This is a genomic window from Pseudomonas sp. GW821-FHT12A04 (genome assembly GCF_058807755.1).
Map to the genome: position 1 here is coordinate 204,961 of NZ_JBXAQZ010000004.1, position 24,976 is coordinate 229,936.

Annotated in this window: 25 protein-coding genes; 11 read left to right on the forward strand and 14 right to left on the reverse strand. The window is 60.8% G+C overall.

What is annotated here, in order from left to right; genetic code table 11:
* Nucleotides 1–68 precede the first annotated feature (68 nt).
* The 4 genes from hpf to AC1RS8_RS08625 are packed head-to-tail and all read left to right on the forward strand — an operon-like array spanning nt 69 to nt 2,002.
* Complete coding sequence (gene hpf / locus AC1RS8_RS08610; protein WP_007941242.1) at nt 69–377, forward strand: ribosome hibernation-promoting factor, HPF/YfiA family; 309 nt, start codon at nt 69–71, stop codon at nt 375–377.
* 12 nt (nt 378–389) lie between these two features.
* The gene (ptsN, locus tag AC1RS8_RS08615; RefSeq protein ID WP_110659033.1) at nt 390–854 is read left to right on the forward strand and encodes a PTS IIA-like nitrogen regulatory protein PtsN; all 465 of its coding nucleotides are present in this window, start codon (nt 390–392) and stop codon (nt 852–854) included.
* A gap of 2 nt (nt 855–856) precedes the next feature.
* Nucleotides 857–1,714 (forward strand): RNase adapter RapZ, encoded by an 858-nt coding sequence (gene rapZ / locus AC1RS8_RS08620; RefSeq protein WP_057716419.1) that lies wholly within the window; start codon nt 857–859, stop codon nt 1,712–1,714.
* 15 nt (nt 1,715–1,729) lie between these two features.
* Nucleotides 1,730–2,002, forward strand: coding sequence for an HPr family phosphocarrier protein (locus tag AC1RS8_RS08625; protein WP_057716420.1), 273 nt, complete (start codon nt 1,730–1,732; stop codon nt 2,000–2,002).
* 28 nt (nt 2,003–2,030) lie between these two features.
* Here AC1RS8_RS08625 and AC1RS8_RS08630 read toward each other — a convergent pair whose 3' ends face one another.
* From AC1RS8_RS08630 to pmbA, 6 genes are all read right to left on the reverse strand, one after another.
* Nucleotides 2,031–2,924 (reverse strand): ZIP family metal transporter, encoded by an 894-nt coding sequence (locus AC1RS8_RS08630; protein WP_218494924.1) that lies wholly within the window; start codon nt 2,922–2,924, stop codon nt 2,031–2,033.
* Between the two features lie 31 nt (nt 2,925–2,955).
* A complete protein-coding gene (locus AC1RS8_RS08635) occupies nt 2,956–3,567 on the reverse strand; it encodes a superoxide dismutase (RefSeq protein ID WP_489339750.1) in 612 nt (203 codons plus the stop codon).
* 2 nt (nt 3,568–3,569) lie between these two features.
* Nucleotides 3,570–3,998, reverse strand: coding sequence for a DUF2753 family protein (locus tag AC1RS8_RS08640; RefSeq protein ID WP_154861584.1), 429 nt, complete (start codon nt 3,996–3,998; stop codon nt 3,570–3,572).
* A gap of 27 nt (nt 3,999–4,025) precedes the next feature.
* Entirely contained in the window at nt 4,026–5,402 is a 1,377-nt protein-coding gene (locus AC1RS8_RS08645; protein ID WP_489339749.1) for a class II fumarate hydratase, read from the reverse strand.
* Nucleotides 5,395–5,790 (reverse strand): FagA protein, encoded by a 396-nt coding sequence (locus tag AC1RS8_RS08650; RefSeq protein ID WP_489339748.1) that lies wholly within the window; start codon nt 5,788–5,790, stop codon nt 5,395–5,397. Before AC1RS8_RS08650 ends, AC1RS8_RS08645 begins: the two co-directional genes overlap by 8 nt.
* A gap of 250 nt (nt 5,791–6,040) precedes the next feature.
* The gene (gene pmbA, locus AC1RS8_RS08655; RefSeq protein WP_057716426.1) at nt 6,041–7,387 is read right to left on the reverse strand and encodes a metalloprotease PmbA; all 1,347 of its coding nucleotides are present in this window, start codon (nt 7,385–7,387) and stop codon (nt 6,041–6,043) included.
* A gap of 108 nt (nt 7,388–7,495) precedes the next feature.
* Here pmbA and yjgA point away from each other — a divergent pair, with 108 nt between their 5' ends.
* Nucleotides 7,496–8,020, forward strand: a complete 525-nt coding sequence (yjgA, locus tag AC1RS8_RS08660) for a ribosome biogenesis factor YjgA (RefSeq protein WP_056728351.1) — start codon at nt 7,496–7,498, stop codon at nt 8,018–8,020.
* Nucleotides 8,021–8,068: 48 nt separating this feature from the next.
* Here the strand turns inward: yjgA and tldD are convergent, their stop codons facing one another.
* From tldD to mreB, 8 genes are all read right to left on the reverse strand, one after another.
* Complete coding sequence (gene tldD / locus AC1RS8_RS08665; protein WP_057716428.1) at nt 8,069–9,511, reverse strand: metalloprotease TldD; 1,443 nt, start codon at nt 9,509–9,511, stop codon at nt 8,069–8,071.
* A gap of 12 nt (nt 9,512–9,523) precedes the next feature.
* Complete coding sequence (locus AC1RS8_RS08670) at nt 9,524–10,378, reverse strand: carbon-nitrogen hydrolase family protein (protein WP_057716429.1); 855 nt, start codon at nt 10,376–10,378, stop codon at nt 9,524–9,526.
* A 179-nt stretch (nt 10,379–10,557) separates the two neighbouring features.
* The gene (locus tag AC1RS8_RS08675) at nt 10,558–14,361 is read right to left on the reverse strand and encodes a YhdP family protein (protein WP_489339747.1); all 3,804 of its coding nucleotides are present in this window, start codon (nt 14,359–14,361) and stop codon (nt 10,558–10,560) included.
* Nucleotides 14,362–14,436: 75 nt separating this feature from the next.
* Nucleotides 14,437–15,894: a ribonuclease G gene (gene rng, locus AC1RS8_RS08680; RefSeq protein ID WP_008018726.1), complete on the reverse strand. Its 1,458-nt coding sequence runs from the start codon at nt 15,892–15,894 to the stop codon at nt 14,437–14,439.
* A gap of 45 nt (nt 15,895–15,939) precedes the next feature.
* The gene (locus AC1RS8_RS08685; protein ID WP_429520781.1) at nt 15,940–16,548 is read right to left on the reverse strand and encodes a Maf family protein; all 609 of its coding nucleotides are present in this window, start codon (nt 16,546–16,548) and stop codon (nt 15,940–15,942) included.
* Between the two features lie 32 nt (nt 16,549–16,580).
* The gene (gene mreD, locus AC1RS8_RS08690) at nt 16,581–17,072 is read right to left on the reverse strand and encodes a rod shape-determining protein MreD (RefSeq protein WP_007970244.1); all 492 of its coding nucleotides are present in this window, start codon (nt 17,070–17,072) and stop codon (nt 16,581–16,583) included.
* Entirely contained in the window at nt 17,072–18,196 is a 1,125-nt protein-coding gene (mreC, locus tag AC1RS8_RS08695; RefSeq protein ID WP_079246811.1) for a rod shape-determining protein MreC, read from the reverse strand. Before mreC ends, mreD begins: the two co-directional genes overlap by 1 nt.
* Before the next feature lie 143 nt (nt 18,197–18,339).
* Nucleotides 18,340–19,377 carry a rod shape-determining protein MreB gene (gene mreB, locus AC1RS8_RS08700; RefSeq protein ID WP_002555108.1) on the reverse strand — a complete coding sequence of 346 codons (1,038 nt, stop codon included), beginning with the start codon at nt 19,375–19,377 and terminating at the stop codon, nt 18,340–18,342.
* 211 nt (nt 19,378–19,588) lie between these two features.
* Here mreB and gatC point away from each other — a divergent pair, with 211 nt between their 5' ends.
* From gatC to AC1RS8_RS08730, 6 genes are all read left to right on the forward strand, one after another.
* Entirely contained in the window at nt 19,589–19,876 is a 288-nt protein-coding gene (gatC, locus tag AC1RS8_RS08705) for an Asp-tRNA(Asn)/Glu-tRNA(Gln) amidotransferase subunit GatC (protein WP_003221657.1), read from the forward strand.
* Nucleotides 19,877–19,893: 17 nt separating this feature from the next.
* Entirely contained in the window at nt 19,894–21,345 is a 1,452-nt protein-coding gene (gatA, locus tag AC1RS8_RS08710) for an Asp-tRNA(Asn)/Glu-tRNA(Gln) amidotransferase subunit GatA (protein WP_057398872.1), read from the forward strand.
* 10 nt (nt 21,346–21,355) lie between these two features.
* Complete coding sequence (gene gatB, locus AC1RS8_RS08715) at nt 21,356–22,801, forward strand: Asp-tRNA(Asn)/Glu-tRNA(Gln) amidotransferase subunit GatB (protein WP_090453075.1); 1,446 nt, start codon at nt 21,356–21,358, stop codon at nt 22,799–22,801.
* 149 nt (nt 22,802–22,950) lie between these two features.
* The gene (locus AC1RS8_RS08720) at nt 22,951–23,325 is read left to right on the forward strand and encodes a septal ring lytic transglycosylase RlpA family protein (RefSeq protein ID WP_008051680.1); all 375 of its coding nucleotides are present in this window, start codon (nt 22,951–22,953) and stop codon (nt 23,323–23,325) included.
* Between the two features lie 50 nt (nt 23,326–23,375).
* Complete coding sequence (locus tag AC1RS8_RS08725) at nt 23,376–24,437, forward strand: calcium/sodium antiporter (RefSeq protein WP_218494916.1); 1,062 nt, start codon at nt 23,376–23,378, stop codon at nt 24,435–24,437.
* Nucleotides 24,434–24,814: a carboxymuconolactone decarboxylase family protein gene (locus AC1RS8_RS08730; RefSeq protein WP_057716435.1), complete on the forward strand. Its 381-nt coding sequence runs from the start codon at nt 24,434–24,436 to the stop codon at nt 24,812–24,814. The genes AC1RS8_RS08725 and AC1RS8_RS08730 overlap by 4 nt, the downstream gene beginning before the upstream one ends.
* Nucleotides 24,815–24,976 lie beyond the last annotated feature (162 nt).

A 24,976-nucleotide genomic window follows, 5' to 3' on the forward strand; every position in this document is an offset into this window, starting at 1 on the left:
GCCACAGCGTTCCAGTGGTAGATCATCTGATCTGCCGCTTTATGCACTGGCAACGAAGGAGAAGCTGTATGCAAGTCAACATCAGTGGACACCAACTGGAAGTGACCGAACCTCTTCGCACCTACATCGGCGAAAAACTCGAACGATTGGAGCGACATTTCGACAAGATCACTAATGTGCAGGTCACGATGACCGTCGAAAAACTGAAGCAGAAAATCGAAGCCACGCTGCATATTCCCGGGAATGAAGTGGTCGCCAACGCGGAACATACCGATATGTATGCCGCGATCGACGCACTCACCGACAAGCTGGATAAACAACTCAAAAAGCATAAGGAAAAGACCCAGAGCCTCCTCCAGGGCGCAACCGGTCGTTAACACTCCCAACCCATGATCCGACTTGAAAGTATCCTGACCCCCGGCCGTTCCCTGGTGAACGTGCCGGGAGGCAGTAAAAAGAAAGCCCTCGAACAAATTGCCAATCTTATCGCCCGCGAAGTGCCGGCCCTGGAGATGCAAGATGTCTTCGAGGCGCTGATCGCCCGTGAAAAACTCGGCTCCACCGGGTTTGGCAATGGCATCGCTATTCCACATTGCCGTCTCAAGGGCTGTGTTTCGCCCATCAGTGCATTGATGCACCTGGACGCCCCTATCGATTTCGACGCCATCGACGGCGCGCCGGTTGACCTGCTGTTCGTGCTGTTGGTCCCGGAAGCCGCCACCGATGCGCACCTTGAGCTGCTGCGACAGATCGCCAGCATGCTCGACCGCAAGGAAGTTCGCGAAAAGCTGCGTAGTGCTACAAGCAACGAAGCCCTGTATCAGGTTGTCCTTGACGAGCAAAACGGTCAGTAATCATGCGCTTGATCATCGTCAGTGGCCGTTCCGGCTCAGGTAAAAGTACCGCCCTCGACGTTCTTGAGGACAGCGGCTACTACTGCATCGACAACCTGCCAGCCGGTCTGCTGCCGGAGCTGGCCGAACGCGCCCTGGTTCATACCGAGATGTTGCAGCCGCTGGTCGCCGTTTCCATTGACGCGCGCAACCTGCCCAGCCACCTGTCACGCTTCCCCGACCTGCTCGAGGAAGTCCGTGCCCGCCACATCCAGTGCGATGTGCTGTACCTGGACGCCGACGAAGAAACCCTGCTCAAGCGTTTCTCGGAAACCCGCCGACGTCACCCCCTGACCAACGCCAACCGCTCGCTGGCCGAAGCCATCAGCGTCGAGAGCGTCCTGCTCGGGCCGATTGCCGACCTCGCCGATCTCAAGATCAACACTACCAGCCTGAACCTGTATCAACTGCGCGATGCCATCAAACTGCGTCTGTTGAATCAGCCGGAGCCGGGGACTGCGTTCCTGGTGGAATCCTTCGGCTTCAAGCGCGGCATGCCGGTGGACGCCGACCTGGTGTTCGATGTGCGCTGCCTGCCCAACCCTTACTGGAAACCGGAGTTGCGCGAACAGTCCGGGCTCGATCAACCGGTTGCCGAATACCTGGCGGCTCAGCCGGATGTCGAAGAGATGTTCCAGGACATTTCCACATACCTGCTAAAGTGGCTGCCTCGCTTTGCCGCCAGCAACCGCGCCTACGTCACCATTGCCATTGGCTGCACTGGCGGACATCACCGTTCCGTCTACCTGACCGAGCGTCTGGGGCAAACGCTGCAACAATCCCTGAAGAACGTCCAGGTCCGCCACCGCGACCTCAGCTAAAGGATTCACATCGCGATGCCTGCTCTGGAAATCGAAATCATCAATAAACTGGGTCTGCACGCTCGCGCTTCTGCAAAATTCGTTGGGGTAGCAGGTCAGTTCCCGTGCCAGATCAGGGCCGGACGTACACCACAGTCCATGGTCGATGGCAAAAGCATCATGGCGATGATGATGCTGGCCGCCGGCAAAGGCACCACGATCCACTTGAGTACAGAAGGCGAGCAGGAACAGGAAGCGCTGGATGCTCTGGTGGCGTTGATCAACAACTTCTTCGACGAAGGCGAGTAATACAACCACAAAAGCCCCTCACCACAAATCAAGCGAGGGCTGTATCCATCACCATCATCAAACAAAACCCCATCAGCAGCCCGAGGCTGGCAAGCTTGTCATGACCATTGCGGCGCGACTCGGGAATGACTTCGTGGGTCACCACCAGCAGCATCGCCCCCGCCGCCAGCGCCAATCCCAAAGGCAGCAGCAGTTCAGCCAGGCTCACCAGCCACGCGCATAGCAGTGCGAACACCGGTTCTACCAAACCTGACGCCGCACCGATCAGGAACGCCTTGCCCCGGGACATCCCTGCCCCGGCCAGCACCAAAGCGATGACCAACCCTTCCGGTACATCCTGCAAGGCAATGCCCATGGCCAGGCTGTCGGCGTCAGGCATTGCGCCACCGGCCGAAACACCTACCGCCATGCCTTCCGGGATGTTGTGGGCGATGATGGCAAATACGAACAGCCAGATCCGCGGAGCAATGACCGGTCGTTCCAGCGTACCGACCAGCATGTCCGGGCTGGCGCCAGAGACCTTCCGATCCACCAGGAACAACAGGAAGGCGCCGAGCATAATGCCGAAGCTGATCAGCCCACTGGACGCCCAAGGTGACAGTCCAAGCCCTTCGGCGGCAGAGATGCCCGGAACGATCAGCGAAAATGCCGTCGCAGCCAGCATCACGCCAGCGCCAAAGCCAAGCAAAGTGTCGCTGAGCATCTGCGGCATCCGCCGAATCACCAACACCGGCACCGCGCCCAGCGCGGTACCCAAGGCGCAGATCGCACCGCCCTGCAGTGCGCGCAGCAACTTCGGCTCAAGGTCGAGCCATGCCAGCCCATGGGCAACCAAAAGGCTCATTCCCGCCAGCAGTAACAGCGATCCAAACGCGTAACGAAACATCCGTCCATTTCCGATCGCCAGTGTTTCAGTGCCCATAGTCCAGCCTTGGATTGTTTTTATGGAAGACTTAAACCAGTGCGGCCTGATAGCGCGCAGCGACTTGCGGCCAATTGATCACGCGGTAGAACGCGCTGATGTATTCCGGACGACGGTTCTGATAACGCAGGTAATAGGCGTGCTCCCAGACGTCGAGACCCAGAATCGGGGTATTGCCGCTCATCAACGGGCTGTCCTGGTTACCGCTGCTTTCCACTACCAAGGTCTTTTGCGGGGTCACGCTCAGCCAGGCCCAGCCGCTGCCGAAGCGGGTCAACGCGGCCTTGGTAAAGGCTTCCTTGAAGCTGTCGAGACCGCCCAGTTGTTCATCGATGGCCTTGGCCAGCACGCCTTCGGGCTCGCCACCACCGTCGGGCGCCATGACTTCCCAGAACAACGAATGATTGGCGTGGCCGCCACCTTGGTTGATCACCGCCGTCCGTAGTTTTTCCGGCAGTTGCTTAACGGCGGACACCAGCTTCTCCACGGGCCACTCGGCATACTCGGTGCCTTCAACAGCCGCGTTCAGGTTATTGATGTAGGTCTGGTGATGCTTGGTGTAGTGGATCTCCATGGTCTGCGCATCGATGTGCGGCTCCAGGGCGTCGTAGGCGTACGGCAAGGCAGGCAAGGTAAAAGCCATGTTCAATGGACTCCATGATGATGAGGCGCAGGCGAAGCGACATCGATGTGCAGCAGCCGATGGGTACGCGGATACTCGCCGTGCTCACTGATGAAATTCAGCAGCTCGACGTAGGTCTTGCTGCTCTGGCGCAACGCGGCTTCTCGCAATGTTTGAGGTAGCCGCGGGTCCTGCATGGTCTGCAGCAGCCGTTGGTGGATGGCACACAAGTATTCGGCGCTCTCCTCCGGCTGATTCAGACGCAAGTGCAGGTCCGCCAGGTTGTGATGGGAAATCACGCAGGCCGCTACCGCTTCGTCGGCATCCGCCCAGCGCTCGAACAACACCTGGGCCAGAGCCAATGCCTGCAGGTACGCCTCGCGGGCATCGACCAGTTCACCCAGCATGAAAAAGCGATTGGCTCTTTCGATCGTGCGTTTCCAGTGCTCCATGGTGCGCCTCCAAAGCGGTAACGGGGCTTAGACGCCGCCCGCTGTGAGTTTTTCCGGGTTGAGCAATTCTTCCAGCTGGCTGCGCGACAGGTCGGTGTGTTCCAGCGCGACGTCAATCACCGGCCGACCTTGCTGATAGGCCTTCTTGGCAATCTCGGCAGCTTTCTGGTAACCGATGATCGGGTTGAGCGCGGTGACCAGAATCGGGTTGCGTGACAGTGCTTCCTTGATCCGGCCTTCGTTGACCTTGAAGCTGGCGATGGCCTTGTCTGCCAGCAGACGGCTGGAATTGGCCAGCAACTCGATACTGCTCAGCAGGTTCTGGGCGATGATCGGCAGCATCACGTTCAGTTCGAAATTGCCCGACTGACCGGCGATGGTGATAACACTGTCGTTGCCGATGACCTGAGCCGCGACCATCGCGGTGGCCTCTGGAATGACCGGGTTGACCTTGCCCGGCATGATCGAAGAACCCGGCTGCAAGGCTTGCAGTTCGATCTCGCCAAGGCCGGCCAGCGGGCCGGAGTTCATCCAGCGCAGATCGTTGGCGATTTTCATCAGCGACACGGCAGTGGCCTTTAGCTGTCCGGAGACGGCAACGGCAGTGTCCTGGGAGCCGATCAGCGCGAACAGGTCCTTGCCTGGCTGGAACTCAACCCGGGTCAATTTGCTTAGCTGCTGACTGAAACGCGCCGCGAACTCGGGGTGGGCGTTGACACCCGTGCCCACCGCCGTGCCGCCTTGAGCCAGGGATTGCAGGCTTGGCTGCAAGTCCTGCAGATGGCCGATGTTGGCCTTGAGCTGCTGCGCCCAACCGTTGAGCACCTGGCTCATGCGCACCGGCATGGCGTCCATCAGGTGCGTACGCCCGGTTTTGACGTGGTGATGAACCTGCTCGGCCTTGCGCTCGATGACCTGCACCAGATGCGTCAGCGCCGGCAGCAGTTGTTCATGGAGCGCCAGTGCTGCGCTGACGTGAATGGTGGTCGGGATGATGTCGTTGCTGCTCTGCCCGCAGTTGACGTGATCGTTGGGGTTCACCGCCTCGCCCAGCAAGCGGCTGGCCAGCGTGGCGATCACTTCGTTGGCGTTCATGTTCGAGCTGGTGCCGGAACCGGTCTGGAACACATCCACCGGGAAGTGCTGCATGAAATCACCTTCGAGCAAGCCCTGGGCTGCGTCGACGATGGCTTTGCCCTGGGCTTCGCCGATCTGCTTGAGCTCGACGTTGGTGCGGGCGGCCGCTGCCTTGGCCAGGATCAAGGCGCGGATGAACTGAACCGGCATCGGTTTGCCGCTGATCGGGAAGTTATCCACCGCACGCTGGGTCTGTGCGCCGTAGAGGGCGTCTTCCGGGACCTGAAGCTCGCCCATACTGTCGCGTTCGATACGGGTATTACTCATCGGGAGATCCTTGCATCAGTTCTATGAGAGGAATCGAGGGCTGCAACTCACAGGTAGCGAGTTGCCAGGTGTAGCTCTGCCAGCGCTTGAGGCGGCATTTGCACAACGAGAGGCGTTCCAGTTCGCGCAGCGGGCGCCAGGCCTGGTCGAGACAGTAAGTGCGCCAGTGCCACGGCAGCGCGACATCGGCGGCGGTATCGAGCAACAATCGGAAGGAAGTTTCGGCGACGGTCCACGGCGAGGTGGCCGTGCAACACGCCAGGTACCGGCCTTCGGCCAGGTAGTGGTCGATCAGGCGAGGCTCGTCGGGGTTCATCGCGCAACGGATCTGGCGACTCATCCAGCGCCAGCTTTCGAGATAAGGCTGCTCTTGCAAGGCAGAACTCATGATCCGGGGCTCATTCGATAATGAGATTTATTATTATATGATAATGAGAACCAAAACAAGTCCGTGCCGACACAGCAGATCCATTGTGGGAGCGAGCCTGCTCGCGAAGGCGTCATCACTTTCAACATTGATTTCGTCTGACACGCTGCTATCGCGAGCAAGCTCGCTCCCACAGGGGATCTGAGTTGTAGCCAACAAAAAAGGCGCGCCACCCAATGGGTGGCGCGCCTTTTGGTGAAGCGGCCGAGGCTTAGCTGCCTGCCACCGTCATCCGCTCGATCAGCACCGAGCCGGTGCGAATGTTACTGCGCAGTTCCAGGTCATTACCCACGGCAACGATCTGCTTGAACATGTCGCGCATGTTGCCGGCGATGGTCACTTCCTGGACCGCGAACTGGATTTCACCGTTCTCGACCCAATAACCCGCTGCACCACGGGAGTAATCGCCGGTGACCATGTTGAGGCCCTGCCCCATCAATTCAGTCACCAGCAAGCCACGCCCCATGCGCCGCAGCAACGCCGCCTGGTCTTCGTCGCCATGGGTGACGAACAGGTTGTGCACGCCACCGGCGTTGGCCGTGCTCGGCATGCCAAGCTTGCGGCCGGAATAGGTGCCGAGGATGTAAGACACCAACTCGCCCTTTTCGACAAACGGTTTGGCGTAGGTTGCCAAACCATCACCGTCGAACGCTGCACTGCCCATGGCACGCATCAGATGCGGACGTTCGTCGATGGTCAGCCACTCCGGAAACAGCTTCTGCCCGAGGGTACCCTCAAGGAAGGACGACTTGCGATACAGGCTGCCGCCGGAAATCGCCGACAGGAAACTGCCGAACAGCCCCCCAGCCAACTCTGCGGAAAACAGCACCGGCACCTCGCAAGTCGGCACCGGACGCGCGCCCAGACGACTTGCCGCCCGTTGCGCAGCGCGTTGACCGATGCTCACCGGGTCGGCGAGCAGATTGCCCTGGCGGTTCACGTCGTACCAGTAATCGCGCTGCATCTGGCCATCGGCCTCGGCGATCATCACGCAGCTCAGACTGTGCCGAGTCGATGCGTAACCGCCGATAAAGCCGTGGCTATTGCCATAAACGCGGCAGCCCTGATGGGTACTGAGGGTGGTGCCGTCGGCGTTCTTGATCCGGCTGTCGGCGGCAAACGCCGCGGCTTCGCAGGCCAGGGCCTGTTCGATGGCTTGTTCCGGAGTGATGTCCCATTGGTGGAACAGGTCGAAATCCGGAATATCGCGCGCCATCAGCGCGGCATCCGCAAGGCCCGAGGCTTCGTCTTCTGAAGTGTGCTTGGCGATAGCCAGTGCAGCGGCGACGGTTTCGCGAATCGCATCAGGACCGCTGGCCGAGGTGCTGGCCGAGCCTTTGCGCTGCCCCACGTACAAGGTGATGCCAAACCCCTGGTCGCGGTTGAACTCAACGGTTTCGACTTCACGCTGGCGCACCGAAGTCGACAACCCCTGCTCCAGCGACACCGCCACTTCACAGGCGCTGGCCCCCTGGCGCTTGGCTTCAGCGATGATCTGCTCGACTTGTTCCTGCAGTGCCGGCAACGCTTGTGGGCCGACGCTTTCAACTGCACTCATGCTGTTCTCCACTCAAATTCTGCTTTCGGTAACGGTCATCGAGCGACCGGGCCGGACAAGCGGCCCCCGACTGGTTATCATGGCGGCGTTTCTTTGCGGACGGCCACCATGGTTGATTCTTACGACGACTCCCTCGATACGGGAGAAAAAAGCAAATCCCAGGTCAAACGCGAGCTGCATGCTCTGGTTGACCTTGGCGAGCGCCTTACAACACTCAAGCCTGACTTGCTGGCAAAACTGCCCTTGACCGACGGAATGCGTCGGGCTCTGGCCGATGCGCCCAAGCACACCGCGAACATCGCGCGAAAACGGCACCTTCAGTTCATCGGCAAACTGATGCGCGATCAGGACACTGCCGCCATTCTGGTTCTGCTCGATCAACTCGATGCCTCCACCCGTCAATACAACGAACGCTTCCATAACCTGGAACGCTGGCGCGATCGTCTGATTGCCGGCGACGATGCCGTACTGGAAAAATTCGTCGTCGACTACCCGGACGCGGACCGCCAGCAATTGCGATCCCTGATCCGTCAGGCCCAGCATGAGGTTGCGCAAAACAAACCTCCTGCTTCCAGCCGTAAAATCTTCAAGTACATCCGTGAGCTGGACGAGACTCAACGCGGTCTGCGTTAATTCTCGAAGCGGGTGAGCTGCCTCGCAGCTCACCCGCAGCCTCACTTCTTACGACCCCGTGCCACCCACGGTGATCGCATCAATCTTTAGCGTTGGCTGGCCGACACCCACCGGCACCGACTGCCCATCCTTGCCACACGTACCCACGCCGCTGTCCAGCGACAGATCATTACCGACCATCGACACCTTGCTCATGGCTTCCGGCCCGTTGCCGATCAGGGTCGCGCCCTTGACCGGAGCGGTAATCTTGCCGTCCTCGATCAGGTACGCCTCGCTGGTGGAGAACACGAACTTGCCGCTGGTGATATCCACCTGACCGCCACCCAGGTTGGCGCAGTAAATGCCGCGCTTCACCGAAGCGATGATTTCCGCCGGGTCGCTTTCGCCGGCGAGCATGTAGGTGTTGGTCATGCGCGGCATCGGCAGGTGCGCGTAGGATTCGCGACGGCCGTTACCGGTGCGTGCCACGCCCATCAGGCGGGCGTTGAGCTTGTCCTGCATGTAGCCTTTGAGTACGCCGTTTTCGATCAGCGTGGTGCACTCGGTCGGCGTGCCTTCGTCGTCGACACTCAACGAGCCACGGCGACCGGCCAGGGTGCCGTCATCGACAATGGTGCACAGCTTCGACGCAACCATCTCGCCCATGCGACCGCTGTAGGCCGAACTGCCCTTGCGGTTGAAGTCGCCTTCCAGACCATGACCGACCGCTTCGTGCAGCAATACGCCCGACCAGCCGGAACCGAGCACCACCGGCAAGGTACCGGCCGGTGCCGGAATGGCTTCGAGGTTGACCAGCGCCTGGCGCAACGCTTCACGGGCATAGCCCATGGCGCGGTCTTCGCCGAGGAAATAACGGTAATCGGTCCGACCGCCACCACCATGCCCCCCGCGCTCGCGGCGACCGTTCTGCTCGACAATCACGCTGACGTTGAAACGCACCAGCGGCCGTACATCCGCCGCCAGACCGCCGTCGGTGGAAGCCACCAGAATCCGTTCCCAGACACCGGCCATGCTCACGGTGACTTGCTGGATGCGAGGGTCGAGGGCGCGGGTCGCGGCATCGATTCGCTTGAGCAAATCGACTTTCTCGGCACGGGTCAGCACTTCCAGGGGATTGTCCGGCGCATACAACTGCGCGACATCCTGGCTGGTGAATGCCTGCACGGTGCCATTCTGGCCAGCGCGGGAAATCGAGCGGGCGGCCCGCGCCGCCGCGCCAAGGGCTTCCAGGGTGATGGCATTGCTGTAGGCAAAACCGGTTTTTTCACCCGATTGCGCGCGCACGCCCACACCTTGGTCAAGGTTGAAGCTGCCTTCCTTGACGATGCCGTCTTCCAGCGCCCAGGACTCGGAGATCTGCCCCTGGAAATACAGGTCGGCCGCATCGATGCCCGGCCCGGCCAGGTCGCCTAGCACGCCTTGCAGGCTCTCGATCGTGACGCCACCGGGCGCCAGCAGGTGTTCACTGACTGAGGACAACAACTCGCTCATATGCTTTACGCCTTAAATTCGTCGTTCTGATGCAGGTCGCTGGGCGCCCTGCGAGAAAAAGCGCCGGTGACTGGACACCGGCATCCGCGCCCGGATGGACGCCTGTTCGCTGCTGTCGCGTTCGGCCAGCAGCACGGCCTCGCCTTGATCCTGTTGTGCCAGCACACGCCCCCACGGGTCGATGATGGCAGCATGACCGAAAGTTTCCCGCGGCCCCGGATGCGTCCCACCCTGGGCAGCCGCGAGCACATAACATTGTGTCTCGATGGCCCGTGCGCGAATCAGCACATCCCAATGCGCCGCGCCGGTCACCGCCGTGAAGGCCGAAGGGGCGGTAATCAGTTCCGCGCCGGCCGCGCGCAATTCGCTGTACAGCTCCGGGAAGCGCAAGTCGTAACAGACCGTCAGGCCAACCCGCCCAACCGGTGTGTCCGCCACCACGACCCCACTGCCATAAGCATAGTCATCGGATTCACGATAACGGCCGCGATTGTCGGCCACGTCGACGTCGAACAGGTGCAGCTTGTCGTAGCGCGCCACCGTTTCACCCTGGTCATCGACCAGCAACGAACAGGCATGCACCTTGGCCGCCGGTTGATCCACCGGCGGCAACGGCAACGTGCCGGCCACAATCCATAACTTGAGGTCGCGTGCGGTCTGTTTCAACCAGGGCAGAATCGGGCCTTCGCCCAGTGCTTCGGCGCGCCCGATGTCGGCAATGTCGCGCCGGCCCATGGCGGCGAAGTTTTCCGGCAATACCGCGAGCTTCGCGCCACCGGCGGCCGCTCGCTCGAGCAGCCGACGGGCCTGGGCCAGATTGGCCAGCACATCGCTCTGGCTGACCATTTGAATCACCGCTAGAGACATGGCCTTTTCCTTATTGAAACCAACACAGACCTTGTAGGAGCGAGCTTGCTCGCGATGAGTTTGAATGCGACGCGTTTTTTCAGACAGCCTGCGTCATCGTTCACGTCCATCGCGAGCGAGCTCCTACAAGGGGCGAGCCGCAATGGCCATGCTACTCCATAGGCCCGAAGGATGGCGTTTCAAAAAGCCTTGTCGAAGGCAATCTTCGGTTCTTTCCAAGGCCCTTTGACGGTGTACTTCACACTGGCGAAACGGGCGACCCGGTCTCCGATCAGCTTGTCGATCAGGAACAGCGCCCCGCCGACCGCAGGTGCACCGACGATCAATGCGGCAATCGGCAGGTTATTGGTCACCGGCAAGGTCACCATCAGTTTCGCATCGATCTGATCGGCCACCATGTTCAGGGTGCCGTCGAGTTCAATGGTGCTCGACGGCCCCGTCAGCTGGATCGGCTTACGGGTGACATACACACCATTGGTCCCGACCAGCAGCCCCTTGACCCGGTCATAACTCAGGCCTTTGCCGAACAGGTCGGAGAAATCCAGGCGCAGGCGCCGGCCGATGGAGTTGAAGTTGAGCAAGCCAAATACCCGCAGCGCCTGGGCACTGCCCTCAACCTCGACGAACTGACCCTGATTAAGGGTCGCATCAAGCGTGCCGGAGAAACGCTTGGTCGCCACCCAGGCCGGTGAGCCGGGCCAGCGGCCATCGACATCCATATAGAAGTCCTGGCTGGTGACGCTCGGCGCAAACCCCCAGCCCTTGAGCACATCGGCGAGGTTCTTGCCGCTGATACGACCCTTGTACCAGCTGTTGCTGGCGCCAGGCACGCCTTCCCAACCACCGCTGCCCACCAACAGCATGCCCTTGAGGCCCAGGTCCAGGGAGTTGAACTCTATGCCCTTGGGCGTCGGACGAATTTTCAGCGACCAGCCCCCCACCAGATCCTGCCCCTGGAATAGCTGATTGATGGTGATGTCCATCGCGGGGATTTTTGTCGGGTCCACCGACGCCAGCGGATCCGGCGAGTTTTCATCGGCCAGCACGGTCGGGTCCGGTGCGGGCAGGCGCACAGTTTGCAGATTGATCGTGATCGGCGTGGCTTTCGCATCGGGAAGGCTGGCGCTGCCATTGATCTGCTGGCTGTCCAGTTGTAGCGCCCAGGCGGAAGGCTTGCGCGCCAGCTGGATCGAGGCCTGATCGAGGGTGGTGCCGATACCGCTGAGCTTGCCCACCTTGAAATCCGCGCCGCTGAGCAGTTGCCTGGCGCTGCCGCCGGGGTCTTGTCCGGCGTATCTGTCCACCAGATCCTTCCACGGGCCAACGTCCAGCTCCGACAGCACGCCCCGTATCCGCAGGCCTTTGGTGCCAGGCAAGACGGACTCGCCGCCACCGAGGAACAACTCCCCGCGACCGTCGGCGAAACTACTGGCCGGGGCCGCGAACGTGAAACTCGCCAAGTCCCCGTAGTTGACCCAATAGCGCCGCTCGGCGCCCTGCAAGGTCATGCGGAACGTGGTGTCGCGCCCGGCCTCGGAGGTTATGCCGAACGGTGCAGGCAAGTCGACGGCCACGCCCTTGAGGCTGGAATTGACCATCAACTGGCTGTCGGCGCCGTCCAGGGTCAGTTGCAGTTGATACGGGATCACACCGCTCACCGGCAGAGGCTGGGTGACCTTCAGCCAGTCGGTCAGTTTCTTGACCTCGACCTGCCCTGACGCGGCCACCCGGGTACTGTGCTTGCCCGGGCTGCCATCGGCAAATATCTGTGCGGTGACCGGTTTGTCGAACGCCCGGGCGCTGATGTTCTGCCCGCTCAGGCCTTTGCCGCTGTCAAAACGGAAATCACCTTTGAGTTGGGTCAGTTCCAGCGCAGGTTCGGCCAGTTTCAAGCGCGCCTTGGCGGTCTTGAAATCGACGAGGATCTTCGGCTCCTCGCCTTTTGCCAGGGGAATATCGAGCTTCAACTTGCCTTGCAGGTCACCCTCGCCTTCCCAGCCGGCAAAGGTTGCTGCGGTGCCGATCGGTGCTTCCTGGAGGATTTTCAGGCCATCGCCCAAACCGCCGGCAAATCCGCCATCGAGGAACAAATGAACGTTCTGCCCGGCCGGCACATGGGGAATGTCGACGTAGATATCGTTGACCTGGGTGTCGAGCAACTGGCCCGTGCTGGCCAGAATCCGCACGCCGCTGTCTTCGACAAACACATCACCGCTGACCTTGCTGACATGGGGCCAGCCCGGCTGGAAGGCCAGTTCGGCATCGTGAACCTTGAAGTACAGGCTGATGCTGCGATCGACATCCGCGGCACCGGGGCTGAGCGACCCTTGATACTGGAAGAAGCCTTGATCCACCGCGCCCTTGAGAATCGCCGTGCGCAGCCATTCGTCCAGCGCCGGACTGAGGACCGTCGGCAAGTACTTGGCAGTGTAGCGACCGTCACCGTCCACCAGGCCGACCCGCAGGTCCATGTAGTCTTCCCGGGTGTGATCGAAATACAGGCGAATCAGGAAGTCGCCGGCGATCTTGCCTTCCTCGCCCAGCACTTTCAGATACGGCGCGATCAGGGTGAAACCTTCTTTATCGAGTTTCCAGGTCAGCCGCGCATTGGCCTGAATGTACTGCCATGGCTTGGCGAAAATCGGATCCAGGTGCAGCATGAAATCCTTGCTGTCCATGCGCAGTTCGCCGTGCCCCAGGTCACCGCTGATGCTGCCGCTGACATTTCGCGCCGCCGGCGCACCGTGATAGGCGTCGAAGCCCACCTGGTCGAGGTTGGCGGCAAACCCGAACTTGCTGTCGTCGGTGGCATTGGGACGGAAGTCGACCAGCACGTTACGCAGGCCACCCGTGACCTTGAGCCGCTCGACGACCGTGGCAAAACCCTCTGGTAACGGCGCCAGTGCGTTGAGCAGCGGGGTCAGCGGCGTGAGATCAACCCGGTCGGCTTGCAGGTGCCAGAGTTCTTCGGTTTTATCGGTGGCGGCGTTTTGCGTGAGCTGCAGATGCGTTTCCCAGCGGGTCTCGCCGAAGTTCATCGCCAGGGAATCCAGAGTCACTGACGCCCCTTTGGCACTGCGCTGGAAGTAACCATTGAGCGCCAGGTTATTGATCTGGATCGGCTTGCGCTCGGCGTAGGCACCCTTGAGTTGTGGCGCGTTCACGCGCACCGCAGCGCTTTGCAAGGCGCCTTTGCCCCAGGTCACCCACAGCTCGCCGCCGGCCTTGATCTCGGAAAAATTCCACTGTTGGGTCAGACGTTCAGGCAACCACTTCGACCAGTCGCTTTGCGGCAGGCTCAGGTAGACCTCGGCTTCACCGTCCTTCCATTGGCTGGCTCGAATACGGGTACGCAGGCTCATGGCCACCGGTTGCCCGTCAGGCAGGGTCAGCCGTGCGTCGAGCCGCTGCCGTGACGCCCCGGTTTTCAGATTCAGGCCGACATAAGTCAAGGTCAGCGGCGATTCGCCAAACGGCTGCAAGGTCACCTGGCTGTCGAGCACCGACAGTTGCTGGATCATCTGCATCTGATTGAGCAGTTGCTCCGGATCGGTGGGTTGGTCCTGACGCATCGGCAAACCTTCCAGAGCCCACTGACCGCCCTCACCTTGCCTGAGGTTGATCTTGAGGCCGCTGAACTCCAGATGAGCGATGCGTACCTGACGAGCCAACAGGCTGGCCCAAAGGTCCGGCACCGCGCGCACCTGATCCAGGTGCAAGGCATTTGCGCCGTCGCCGACCGTCACGTCGCGGGCCATCAATATAGGGGCGAATCCACTCCAGTTGCCTTCGAGCTCGCCGATCTGAAACGGCATGCCCAAGGCATCGCTGGCTTTGGTTTCGATGTCGGCGCGGTACTCGGCGACTAGCGGCGTCAGCTCCCGGCCAAGGCTGACGTAGAGCGCCATCAACACCAAAACCAACGCGCACAGGCCCAGACCCCAGCGGGTCAGTGCGGCCAATATGCGTGTCAGACGGTCCATGTCAGGTGGCTCCCATGGCAAAAGTTTTGCAAAAAGCTGAGGCCAGCCATTCTCGAACAATCAAAACAAAACGCTTCAGAGCAGCACCACGTCGTATTGTTCCTGGGAATACATGGTTTCGACCTGGAAGCGGATGGTGCGCCCGATAAACCCTTCCAGTTCGGCAACGTTGCCCGACTCTTCGTCGAGCAGGCGGTCCACCACTTTCTGGTTTGCCAATACACGATAGCCTTCCGCCTGATAGGCGCGAGCCTCGCGCAAGATTTCACGGAAGATTTCGTAGCAAACGGTTTCCGGGGTCTTGAGTTTGCCCCGTCCCTGACAGGCATTGCACGGCTCGCACAACACCTGTTCAAGGCTTTCGCGAGTGCGCTTGCGGGTCATCTGCACCAGGCCCAGCTCGGTGATACCGATGATGTTGGTCTTGGCGTGATCGCGCTCCAGTTGCTTTTCGAGCGTGCGCAACACCTGGCGCTGGTGCTCTTCATCTTCCATGTCGATGAAGTCGATGATGATGATTCCGCCCAGGTTACGCAGGCGCAATTGACGGGCGATAGCCGTCGCGGCTTCGAGGTTGGTCTTGAAGATGGTCTCTTCGAGATTGCGGTGGCCGACGAACGCCCCGGTATTGACGTCGATGGTGCTCATGGCTTCCGCCGGATCGACCACCAGATAACCGCCGGACTTGAGCGGGACCTTGCGTTCGAGTGCCTTCTGGATTTCGTCTTCGACGCCATACAGGTCGAAAATCGGCCGCTCGCCCGGGTAATGCTCCAGGCGGTCAGCGATCTCGGGCATCAGTTCGGCGACGAATTGCGTGGTTTTCTGAAAGGTTTCCCGGGAGTCGATGCGGATCTTCTCGATTTTCGGGCTCACCAGGTCACGCAGGGTGCGCAGCGCCAGACCGAGGTCTTCGTAGATTACGCTAGGCGCACTGATGGTTTTGATCTGGGCGTTGATCTGATCCCAGAGACGGCGCAGATAACGGATGTCCATGAGGATTTCATCCGCGCCGGCACCTTCGGCTGCCGTGCGCAGGATGAAACCGCCAGCTTCCTTGATACCTTCCTTGGCCACGCAATCAGTGACCACCTGTTTGAGGCGTTCGCGCTCGGCTTCGTCTTCGATCTTCAGAGAAATACCGACATGGGCCGTGCGCGGCATGTACACCAGATAACGTGAAGGAATCGAAAGCTGGGTAGTCAGGCGTGCGCCTTTGGAACCGATCGGATCCTTGGTCACCTGCACCACCAGGCTCTGGCCCTCGTGCACCAGTGCACTGATGCTCTCGACCGCCGGGCCTTCTCGCAGGGAAATTTCCGACGCATGAATGAACGCGGCACGGTCCAGGCCGATATCGACGAATGCCGCCTGCATTCCAGGCAATACCCGCACGACTTTGCCTTTATAGATGTTGCCGACGATCCCGCGCTTTTGCGTACGCTCGACGTGGACCTCTTGCAGGACACCGTTTTCGACCACCGCCACGCGCGACTCCATCGGCGTGATGTTGATCAGAATCTCTTCACTCATGGCAGGGTCTCGTTCAGGCATGTTCACGATAATGGCCGCATCTGTTCAGAACGTTGCTTGGTGTGCGTTCCGGGGTTGCCAACAGGGTATGCCGAAATGGCCGAGCAGTTCCGCGGTTTCGCAAAGCGGTAGTCCGACCACCGCTGAATAACTTCCATCGAGCCCGGCGACAAACACCGCACCCAGTCCTTGAATGCCATAACCGCCCGCCTTGTCCCGTGGTTCGCCGCTGGCCCAGTAGGCTGCGGCTTCCTCACGACTGATATCTCGAAAACGTACCCGGCTGGTGACAACCCGGGACTCGCAACGTCCGCCATCGAGCACGGCAATCGCGGTCAGGACTTCATGTTCACACCCTGACAGCATCGTCAGCATGGCGCACGCATCCGCTTGATCAACCGGTTTGCCGAGAATTTTTCCATCGAGCACCACGGCGGTATCGGCACCGAGCACGCAGAATGGTTCGTCAGACACGACGACGCCGCGCCCGGCCTCGGCCTTGCCGCGTGCCAGACGCTCGACGTAGGCCGATGGGGATTCTTGAGCTAAAGGAGTTTCATCGATGTCCGCATTGACGGCGCAGAACGCAACGCCGATCTGCGTGAGCAATTCACGTCGACGCGGCGAACCAGAGGCGAGGTACAACCGTTTCATCAAGACCTCTCCCTGTCCCATGCCTGAGCGAATTAATTGATTTTGTAGCGTCGACGCAGTCCGCGCAAACCGAAACTGATCCAGGGCCAGAGCAACGCACTGACCAGTGCCGGCAGCACCAGCGCCAACGTCGGCTGACGATTGCCGGTCAAGGCACTGAGCCACAGTTGTACAAGCTGGGCGAGGCCGAAGATCACCAGGATCACCAGGCTCTGTTGCCACATCGGGAACATCCGCAGGCGCTGCTGCAGCGCCAGCACCAGATAGGTGATGAGCGTCAGGATCAAGGCATTCTGACCCAGCAAGGTACCGTAGAGCACGTCTTCAGCCAGCCCCAGGCAAAACGCCGTCACCATCCCGACGGTCTGCGGCAGGTTCAACGCCCAGAATGCCAGCAACAACGCCAGCCACAGCGGGCGCAGGATTTCCATGAATTGCGGCAGAGGCGAAACGCTCAACAGCAGACCGACGGCGAACGTCAGCCAGACTATCCAGCCGTTTCGGGATGCTTTCACACCGCCCATTATTCTCTCCCCACTGGAGTGGCCGGCGCGGACACTGGCGGTTTGGCGGCAGGCTTCGCGGCAGCGGGTTGCGCCGCCGGCGGTTTAGTCGCGGCCGCAGGCTTGGCTGGCGTGGTGGTTGGCTTGGCTGGCGCGGTGACCGCAGGTGCCGCCGTCGCAGGAATCGCCAGTGCGGCGGCCGGTGCAGCGGGGACCGCGGGGCTGACCGGTTTCGGAACCGTCGACGGAATGATCGGCCCACCGCCCTGCGCATCCAGGCTTTCCTGGGCCTGGGCGGCAGCGTTGACGCGCTCTTCGGCAGTCCGGTTGTCGCTGAACACCAGCAACAGGTAACGGCTACGGTTCAAGGCGGCGGTCGGAACGGCGCGGACAATGGCAAACGGCTGGCCGGAATCGTGAATCACTTCCTTGACCGTCGCCACCGGATAACCCGCCGGGAAACGCTGACCGAGGCCGGAGCTGACCAGCAGGTCGCCCTCCTTGATGTCGGCGGTATCGGCCACATGCCGCAACTCGAGACGTTCCGGGTTGCCGGTGCCGCTGGCAATCGCCCGCAAACCGTTACGGTTCACCTGCACCGGAATGCTGTGGGTGGTATCGGTCAGCAGCAAGACGCGGGAGGTGTAGGGCATCAACTCGACCACCTGCCCCATCAGGCCACGGGCATCGAGTACCGGCTGACCGAGGACCACGCCATCGCGCTCACCTTTATTGATGATGATGCGATGGGTGAAGGGGTTGGGGTCCATGCCGATCAACTCGGCCACTTCGACCTTCTCGTTGACCAGGGCCGAAGAGTTGAGCAACTCGCGCAGCCGAACGTTCTGCTCGGTCAGGGCGGCAAGCTTCTGCATGCGCCCCTGCAACAGCAGGTTCTCGGTCTTGAGTTTTTCGTTTTCGGCGACGAGTTCGGTCCGGCTGCCAAACTGACTGGCAACGCCTTCCCACAGCCGTCCGGGCAGGTCGGTGATCCAGTAGGCGTCCATCAGCACCAGCGACATCTGGCTGCGTGCAGGCTTGAGCAGACTGAAACGGGCATCGACCACCATCAGCGCGACCGATAGCACGACCAGCACCAACAGGCGCACGCCAAGTGAAGGGCCCTTGGTGAAAAGCGGTTTAATAAGCCGCTCCTCCCAGGCAAATGTTCTGTTTATTCATACGGCAGCAATCCGGCCTGGATGCAGACTGACAGAAGATAAACGCGAACAGGCAGCACTGCAAAGTGCTGCCTGCGCGCTCAACAGCATAGAGGCAATCCGGCGACTTATTCGCTGGAAAGCAGGTCCATGGTGTGTTTATCCATCATTTCCAATGCACGGCCACCGCCGCGAGCAACGCAGGTCAGCGGGTCTTCGGCAACGATCACCGGCAGACCGGTTTCCTGGGCCAGCAATTTGTCCAGGTCACGCAGCAAGGCGCCACCACCGGTCAGTACCAGACCACGTTCGGCGATATCGGAAGCCAGCTCCGGAGGCGATTGCTCCAGGGCGCTTTTCACGGCCTGAACGATGGTTGCCAGCGACTCTTGCAGAGCTTCCAGCACTTCGTTGGAGTTCAGGGTGAATGCGCGTGGAACGCCTTCGGCCAGGTTACGGCCGCGAACGTCGACTTCGCGAACTTCGCCGCCCGGATACGCGGTACCGATTTCCTGCTTGATGCGCTCGGCGGTGGATTCACCGATCAGGCTGCCGTAGTTGCGACGCACGTAAGTGATGATCGCTTCGTCGAAGCGGTCGCCGCCCACACGTACGGATTCGGCGTAAACCACACCGTTCAGGGAGATCAGCGCGATTTCAGTGGTACCACCACCGATATCCACGACCATCGAACCGCGAGCTTCTTCAACCGGCAGGCCGGCACCGATCGCAGCGGCCATTGGCTCTTCGATCAGGAACACTTCACGGGCACCGGCGCCAAGGGCCGATTCACGGATGGCACGACGCTCAACCTGGGTGGATTTGCATGGAACGCAGATCAACACGCGTGGGCTAGGCTGCAGGAAGCTGTTTTCGTGAACCTTGTTGATGAAGTACTGCAGCATTTTTTCGCACACGCTGAAGTCGGCGATCACGCCGTCTTTCATCGGACGAATGGCAGCAATGTTGCCCGGCGTACGACCCAGCATGCGCTTGGCTTCGGTGCCGACAGCAACGACACTTTTCTGGTTACCGTGTGTCCGAATGGCCACAACGGAGGGCTCATTCAGGACGATACCGCGCTCGCGCACGTAAATAAGGGTGTTGGCAGTGCCCAGGTCAATGGAAAGATCGCTGGAAAACATGCCACGCAGTTTCTTGAACATGGGAAAGGGACCCTAGGCAACGCGTGGGTAAAAAAGTGCGGCAAACTCTAACAACGACAGGGATTTTGGGCAAGGCGCCAATATGTTAAATTGGCCGCTTTTCTGTGCACCAAGCCCCACAATCGCGGCCTTATGACCGTAGAAGTGCGGTAGTGTTCCGACAATCTAACACACGGACGCCGTCCGTTTTGTTTTCCACTGGAGAATCCCAATGGCGCTTGAACGCTCCGACGTGGAAAAAATCGCTCATCTGGCCTGCCTTGGCCTTAATGATGCCGATCTTCCACACATCACTTCGGCCCTTAACAGCATTCTCGGGCTGGTCGACGAAATGCAGGCGGTCGATACCGATGGTATCGAACCGCTGGCCCACCCACTGGAAGCCAGCCAGCGCCTGCGCGCAGACGTCGTGACCGAGACCAATCACCGCGAGGCCTACCAGTCCATCGCACCAGCGGTCGAAAACGGCCTGTACCTGGTTCCGAAAGTCATCGACTAATAGGGAAAGAGCCTGCAATGCATCAATTGACTCTGGCCGAGATCGCCCGCGGACTCGCCGATAAAAAGTTTTCCTCCGAAGAGCTGACCAAGGTCCTGCTGGCGCGCATCGCCCAGCTCGATCCGCAGCTCAACAGTTTCATCAGCCTCACCGAAGACCTGGCGCTGACGCAGGCGAAAGCCGCTGACGCCCGCCGGGCCAATGGTGAGAGCGGCGCCCTGCTCGGCGCGCCGATCGCCCACAAGGACCTGTTCTGCACCCAGGGCATTCGCACCAGCTGCGGCTCGAAGATGCTCGACAACTTCAAGGCCCCGTACGACGCCACCGTCGTCGCCAAGCTGGCCGCTGCCGGCGCCGTGACCCTGGGCAAGACCAACATGGACGAATTCGCCATGGGTTCGGCCAACGAGTCGAGCTACTACGGCGCGGTGAAAAACCCGTGGAACCTGGAACACGTGCCAGGCGGTTCGTCCGGCGGTTCGGCGGCGGCGGTTGCCGCTCGTCTGCTGCCTGCGGCTACCGGGACCGACACTGGCGGCTCGATCCGCCAGCCAGCAGCATTGACCAACCTCACCGGCCTGAAACCGACGTACGGTCGCGTATCGCGCTGGGGCATGATCGCTTACGCCTCCAGCCTCGATCAGGGCGGCCCGTTGGCGCGCACGGCCGAAGACTGCGCAATTTTGTTGCAAGGTATGGCTGGCTTTGATCCGAATGACTCCACCAGCATCGACGAACCCGTGCCGGACTACAGCGCCAGCCTCAACGGTTCGCTGCAAGGCCTGCGTATCGGTGTACCGAAAGAGTACTTCAGCGCCGGTCTCGACCCGCGCATTGCCGACCTGGTCATGGCCAGCGTCGAAGAGCTGAAAAAGCTCGGCGCCGTGGTCAAGGAAATCAGCCTGCCGAACATGCAGCACGCGATTCCTGCGTACTACGTGATCGCCCCGGCGGAAGCCTCTTCCAACCTGTCGCGCTTCGACGGCGTACGTTTCGGCTACCGTTGCGCAGACCCGAAAAACCTGGAAGACCTGTACAAGCGCTCCCGTGGCGAAGGTTTCGGGACAGAAGTGCAGCGCCGGATCATGGTCGGTGCCTACGCCCTGTCCGCCGGTTACTACGACGCCTACTACCTGAAGGCGCAGAAGATTCGTCGCCTGATCAAGAACGACTTCATGGCCGCTTTCAATGAGGTCGACATCATCCTCGGCCCAACCACGCCGAACCCGGCCTGGAAGCTTGGCGCCAAGAACAGCGACCCGGTCGCTGCGTACCTGGAAGACGTCTACACCATCACCGCCAACCTCGCAGGCCTGCCCGGCCTGTCGATGCCGGCCGGTTTTGTCGACGGCCTGCCGGTCGGCGTGCAATTGCTCGCTCCGTATTTCCAGGAAGGTCGCCTGTTGAACGTTGCCCACCAGTATCAGTTGAACACTGACTGGCACACCCGCACCCCAACCGGCTTCTGAGGAGACACACATGCAATGGGAAGTCGTGATCGGGCTGGAGATTCATACCCAGCTCACCACCCGGTCGAAAATCTTTTCCGGTAGTTCCACCACCTTCGGTTCCGAGCCGAACACCCAGGCCAGCCTGGTAGACCTGGGCATGCCGGGCGTATTGCCGGTGCTGAACCAGGAAGCGGTACGCATGGCGGTGATGTTCGGTCTGGCGATTGACGCCGAGATCGGCCAGCACAACGTGTTCGCCCGTAAAAACTACTTCTACCCGGATTTGCCCAAGGGCTACCAGATCAGCCAGATGGAGCTGCCGATCGTCGGCAAGGGCCACCTGGACATCGCCCTCGAGGACGGCACGGTCAAACGCGTAGGCATCACCCGTGCGCACCTGGAAGAAGACGCCGGCAAGAGCCTGCACGAAGAATTCAGCGGCGCCACCGGCATCGACCTGAACCGTGCCGGCACGCCGCTGCTGGAAATCGTTTCCGAGCCGGACATGCGCAGTGCCAAGGAAGCCGTGGCCTACGTCAAGGCGATCCACGCCCTGGTGCGTTACTTAGGGATTTGCGACGGCAACATGGCTGAAGGTTCGCTGCGTTGCGACTGCAACGTTTCGATCCGCCCGAAAGGCCAGGCCGAGTTCGGCACCCGCTGCGAGATCAAGAACGTCAACTCGTTCCGCTTCATCGAGAAGGCGATCAACAGCGAAATCCAGCGTCAGATCGAATTGATCGAAGACGGCGGCAAGGTGATCCAGCAGACCCGCCTGTACGACCCGAACAAGGACGAGACCCGTCCGATGCGCAGCAAAGAGGAAGCCAACGACTACCGTTACTTCCCCGATCCGGACCTGCTGCCGGTGGTCATCGAGAACTCCTTCCTCGACGACGTGCGCGCCACCCTGCCGGAATTGCCACCGCAAAAGCGCGAGCGCTTCCAGGAGCAGTTCGGTCTGTCGGTCTACGACGCCAGCGTGCTGGCCACCAGCCGCGAGCAAGCCGATTACTTCGAGAAAGTCGCGAGCATCGGCGGCGACGCCAAACTGGCGGCGAACTGGGTGATGGTCGAGTTGGGCAGCCTGCTCAACAAGCAAGGTCTGGACATCGAAGAGTCGCCGGTTTCCGCCGAGCTTCTGGGCGGCATGCTGCTGCGCATCAAGGACAACACTATCTCCGGCAAGATCGCCAAGGTGGTGTTTGAAGCGATGGCCAACGGCGAAGGCAGCGCAGACGAGATCATCGACAAGCGCGGCCTCAAGCAAGTGACCGACACCGGCGCCATCTCGGCGGTGCTGGACGAAATGCTCGCGGCCAACGCCGAGCAGGTCGAACAATACCGCGCGGCAGACGAAGCCAAGCGCGGCAAGATGTTCGGCTTCTTCGTCGGTCAGGCCATGAAAGCCTCCAAAGGCAAGGCCAACCCGCAACAGGTCAACGAACTGCTCAAAAGCAAGCTCGAAGGCTGATGAGAATGGAGCCAGCTCTAAAATCTGGCTCCATTCCCTGTGGGAGCCAGCTTGCTCGCGATAGCGGTCCGGCACTCAACACCAAGTTGACTGTCAGAATGCCAATCGCGAGCAAGCTCGCTCCCACATTTGTTTTCGGAAGCTTTCAAATGAAGCGTCTACTTGGACTTTGCGCCCTCCTCTCGCTCCTGGCCGGTTGCGCCAGCACCGACACCGTCGATCCGCATGGCTACGACAAAACCGGCGTGGCTTCGTACTACGGCGCCAAACACCAAGGCAAACGCACCGCCAACGGCGAGCGTTTCAACATGAATTCCATGACCGCCGCCCATCGCCAGCTACCCTTCGGTACACGGGTGAAGGTCACCAATCTGAATAACGACAAATCCTGCGTGGTGCGCATCAATGATCGCGGGCCGCACACCCGGGGCCGCCTGATCGACCTGTCCAAGGAAGCCGCCGAGCGCCTGGGCATGCTGCGCAGCGGCACCGCGCGGGTTCGCGTGCAAGCCCTCGACGACTGACCGATGGAGCCCCGACCATTTTCGGATTAGCCGATTTACCCCTGATCAGCGTGATCGAATTGCTCAGCGGATTGCTCCTGCTGATTGTCGGCGCCGAATTGATGGTGCGCGCCGCCGTACGCATCGCCGCGCGGTTGCACGTACGACCGCTGATCATCGGCCTGACCATCGTCGCCCTCGGCAGCAGCGCACCGCAGATGGCGGTCAGCCTGCAAGCGACCCTGGCGCACAATGCCGACATCGCCGTCGGCAGTGTGATCGGCAGCAGCATTTTCAACATCCTCGTCACCCTCGGGTTGTCTGCACTGATCATTCCGCTGCGGGTTTCCCGACAATTGGTGCGCCTGGATATTCCGTTGATGATCGGCGCCAGCCTGTTGGTGTTCGTACTCGCCTGGAATGAAGATCTGACCCGGGCCGACGGCGTGATGTTGCTGACGGCGCTGGCGATTTACCTGGGCTTGTTGCTGCGTCAGTCGCGACACTCGGCACGCCCGGTATCGAGCCATGATCACAACGGCCAGGCGCCATGGCTGAGCAGCCTGCTGATGATCGTCGCCGGACTGGCGATGCTGGTGTACGCCGGGCACTTGCTGCTGGGGGCGGCCGTTGCGGTCGCTACCGACCTTGGGTTGTCGGAGCGGATCATCGGCCTGACCATCGTCGCCGTCAGCACCTCACTGCCTGAGCTCGCCACTTCGTTGATCGCGGCTATACGCGGCGAACGCGATATTGCCGTGGGCAACGTGATTGGCAGCAACCTGTTCAACCTCCTGGGCGTGCTCGGCTTTACCGCGCTCGTGGCACCGTCACCGCTGTCGGTGTCGCCCAACGCCCTGGATTTCGACCTGCCGGTGATGCTCGGCATCGCGGCGCTGTGTCTGCCGGTGTTCTACTCCGGCTATCGGGTGACCCGCGCCGAAGGCCTGCTGTTTCTGGGTTTGTACCTGGCGTATGGGCTGCACGTGGTGTCGTTCACCACCGGCATGCCACTGGCCGGCAAGCTGGAACACTTGATGCTGTTATTCGTCCTGCCAGCGCTGGTAGCGTTTTTGCTGTTCACGTCACTTCGCGCCTGGCGTCGCCAACACCATAAGAAGGAAGTCCCATGACCGAGAATAAAAAACCCGGCGTTGAAGTCCGCCGCCAAGTGATGGGCGACGCCTTCGTCGACCGCGCACTGGGCAACGCCACCGAGTTCACCCAGCCGCTGCAAGACTTCGTCAATGAACACGCCTGGGGCGGCGTGTGGAATCGCGAAGGCCTGCCGCTGAAAACCCGCAGCCTGATTACCCTCGCAGCCCTGACCGCACTCAAGTGCCCGCAGGAGCTGAAAGGTCACGTACGCGGTGCGCTGAACAACGGCTGCACCGTGGAGGAGATTCGCGAAGCGCTGCTGCATTGCGCGGTGTATGCCGGTGTGCCGGCGGCGATCGATGCGTTTCGGGCGGCGCAGGAAGTGATCGACAGTTACCAGAAGCCGGAGTGATCACCATCGCCAGAGCGGACCACAGCCCTCGGTAACGCTCGTGACTGAACGGCTCAACCACATATTTCGACAATAAAAGGCGCCCCGCCAAACCTGTTCATCCACACCTCCTTTCGACACACTGCGCCGACAAAAAACCGCCAGGGGGAAGGCCGGCGCAGC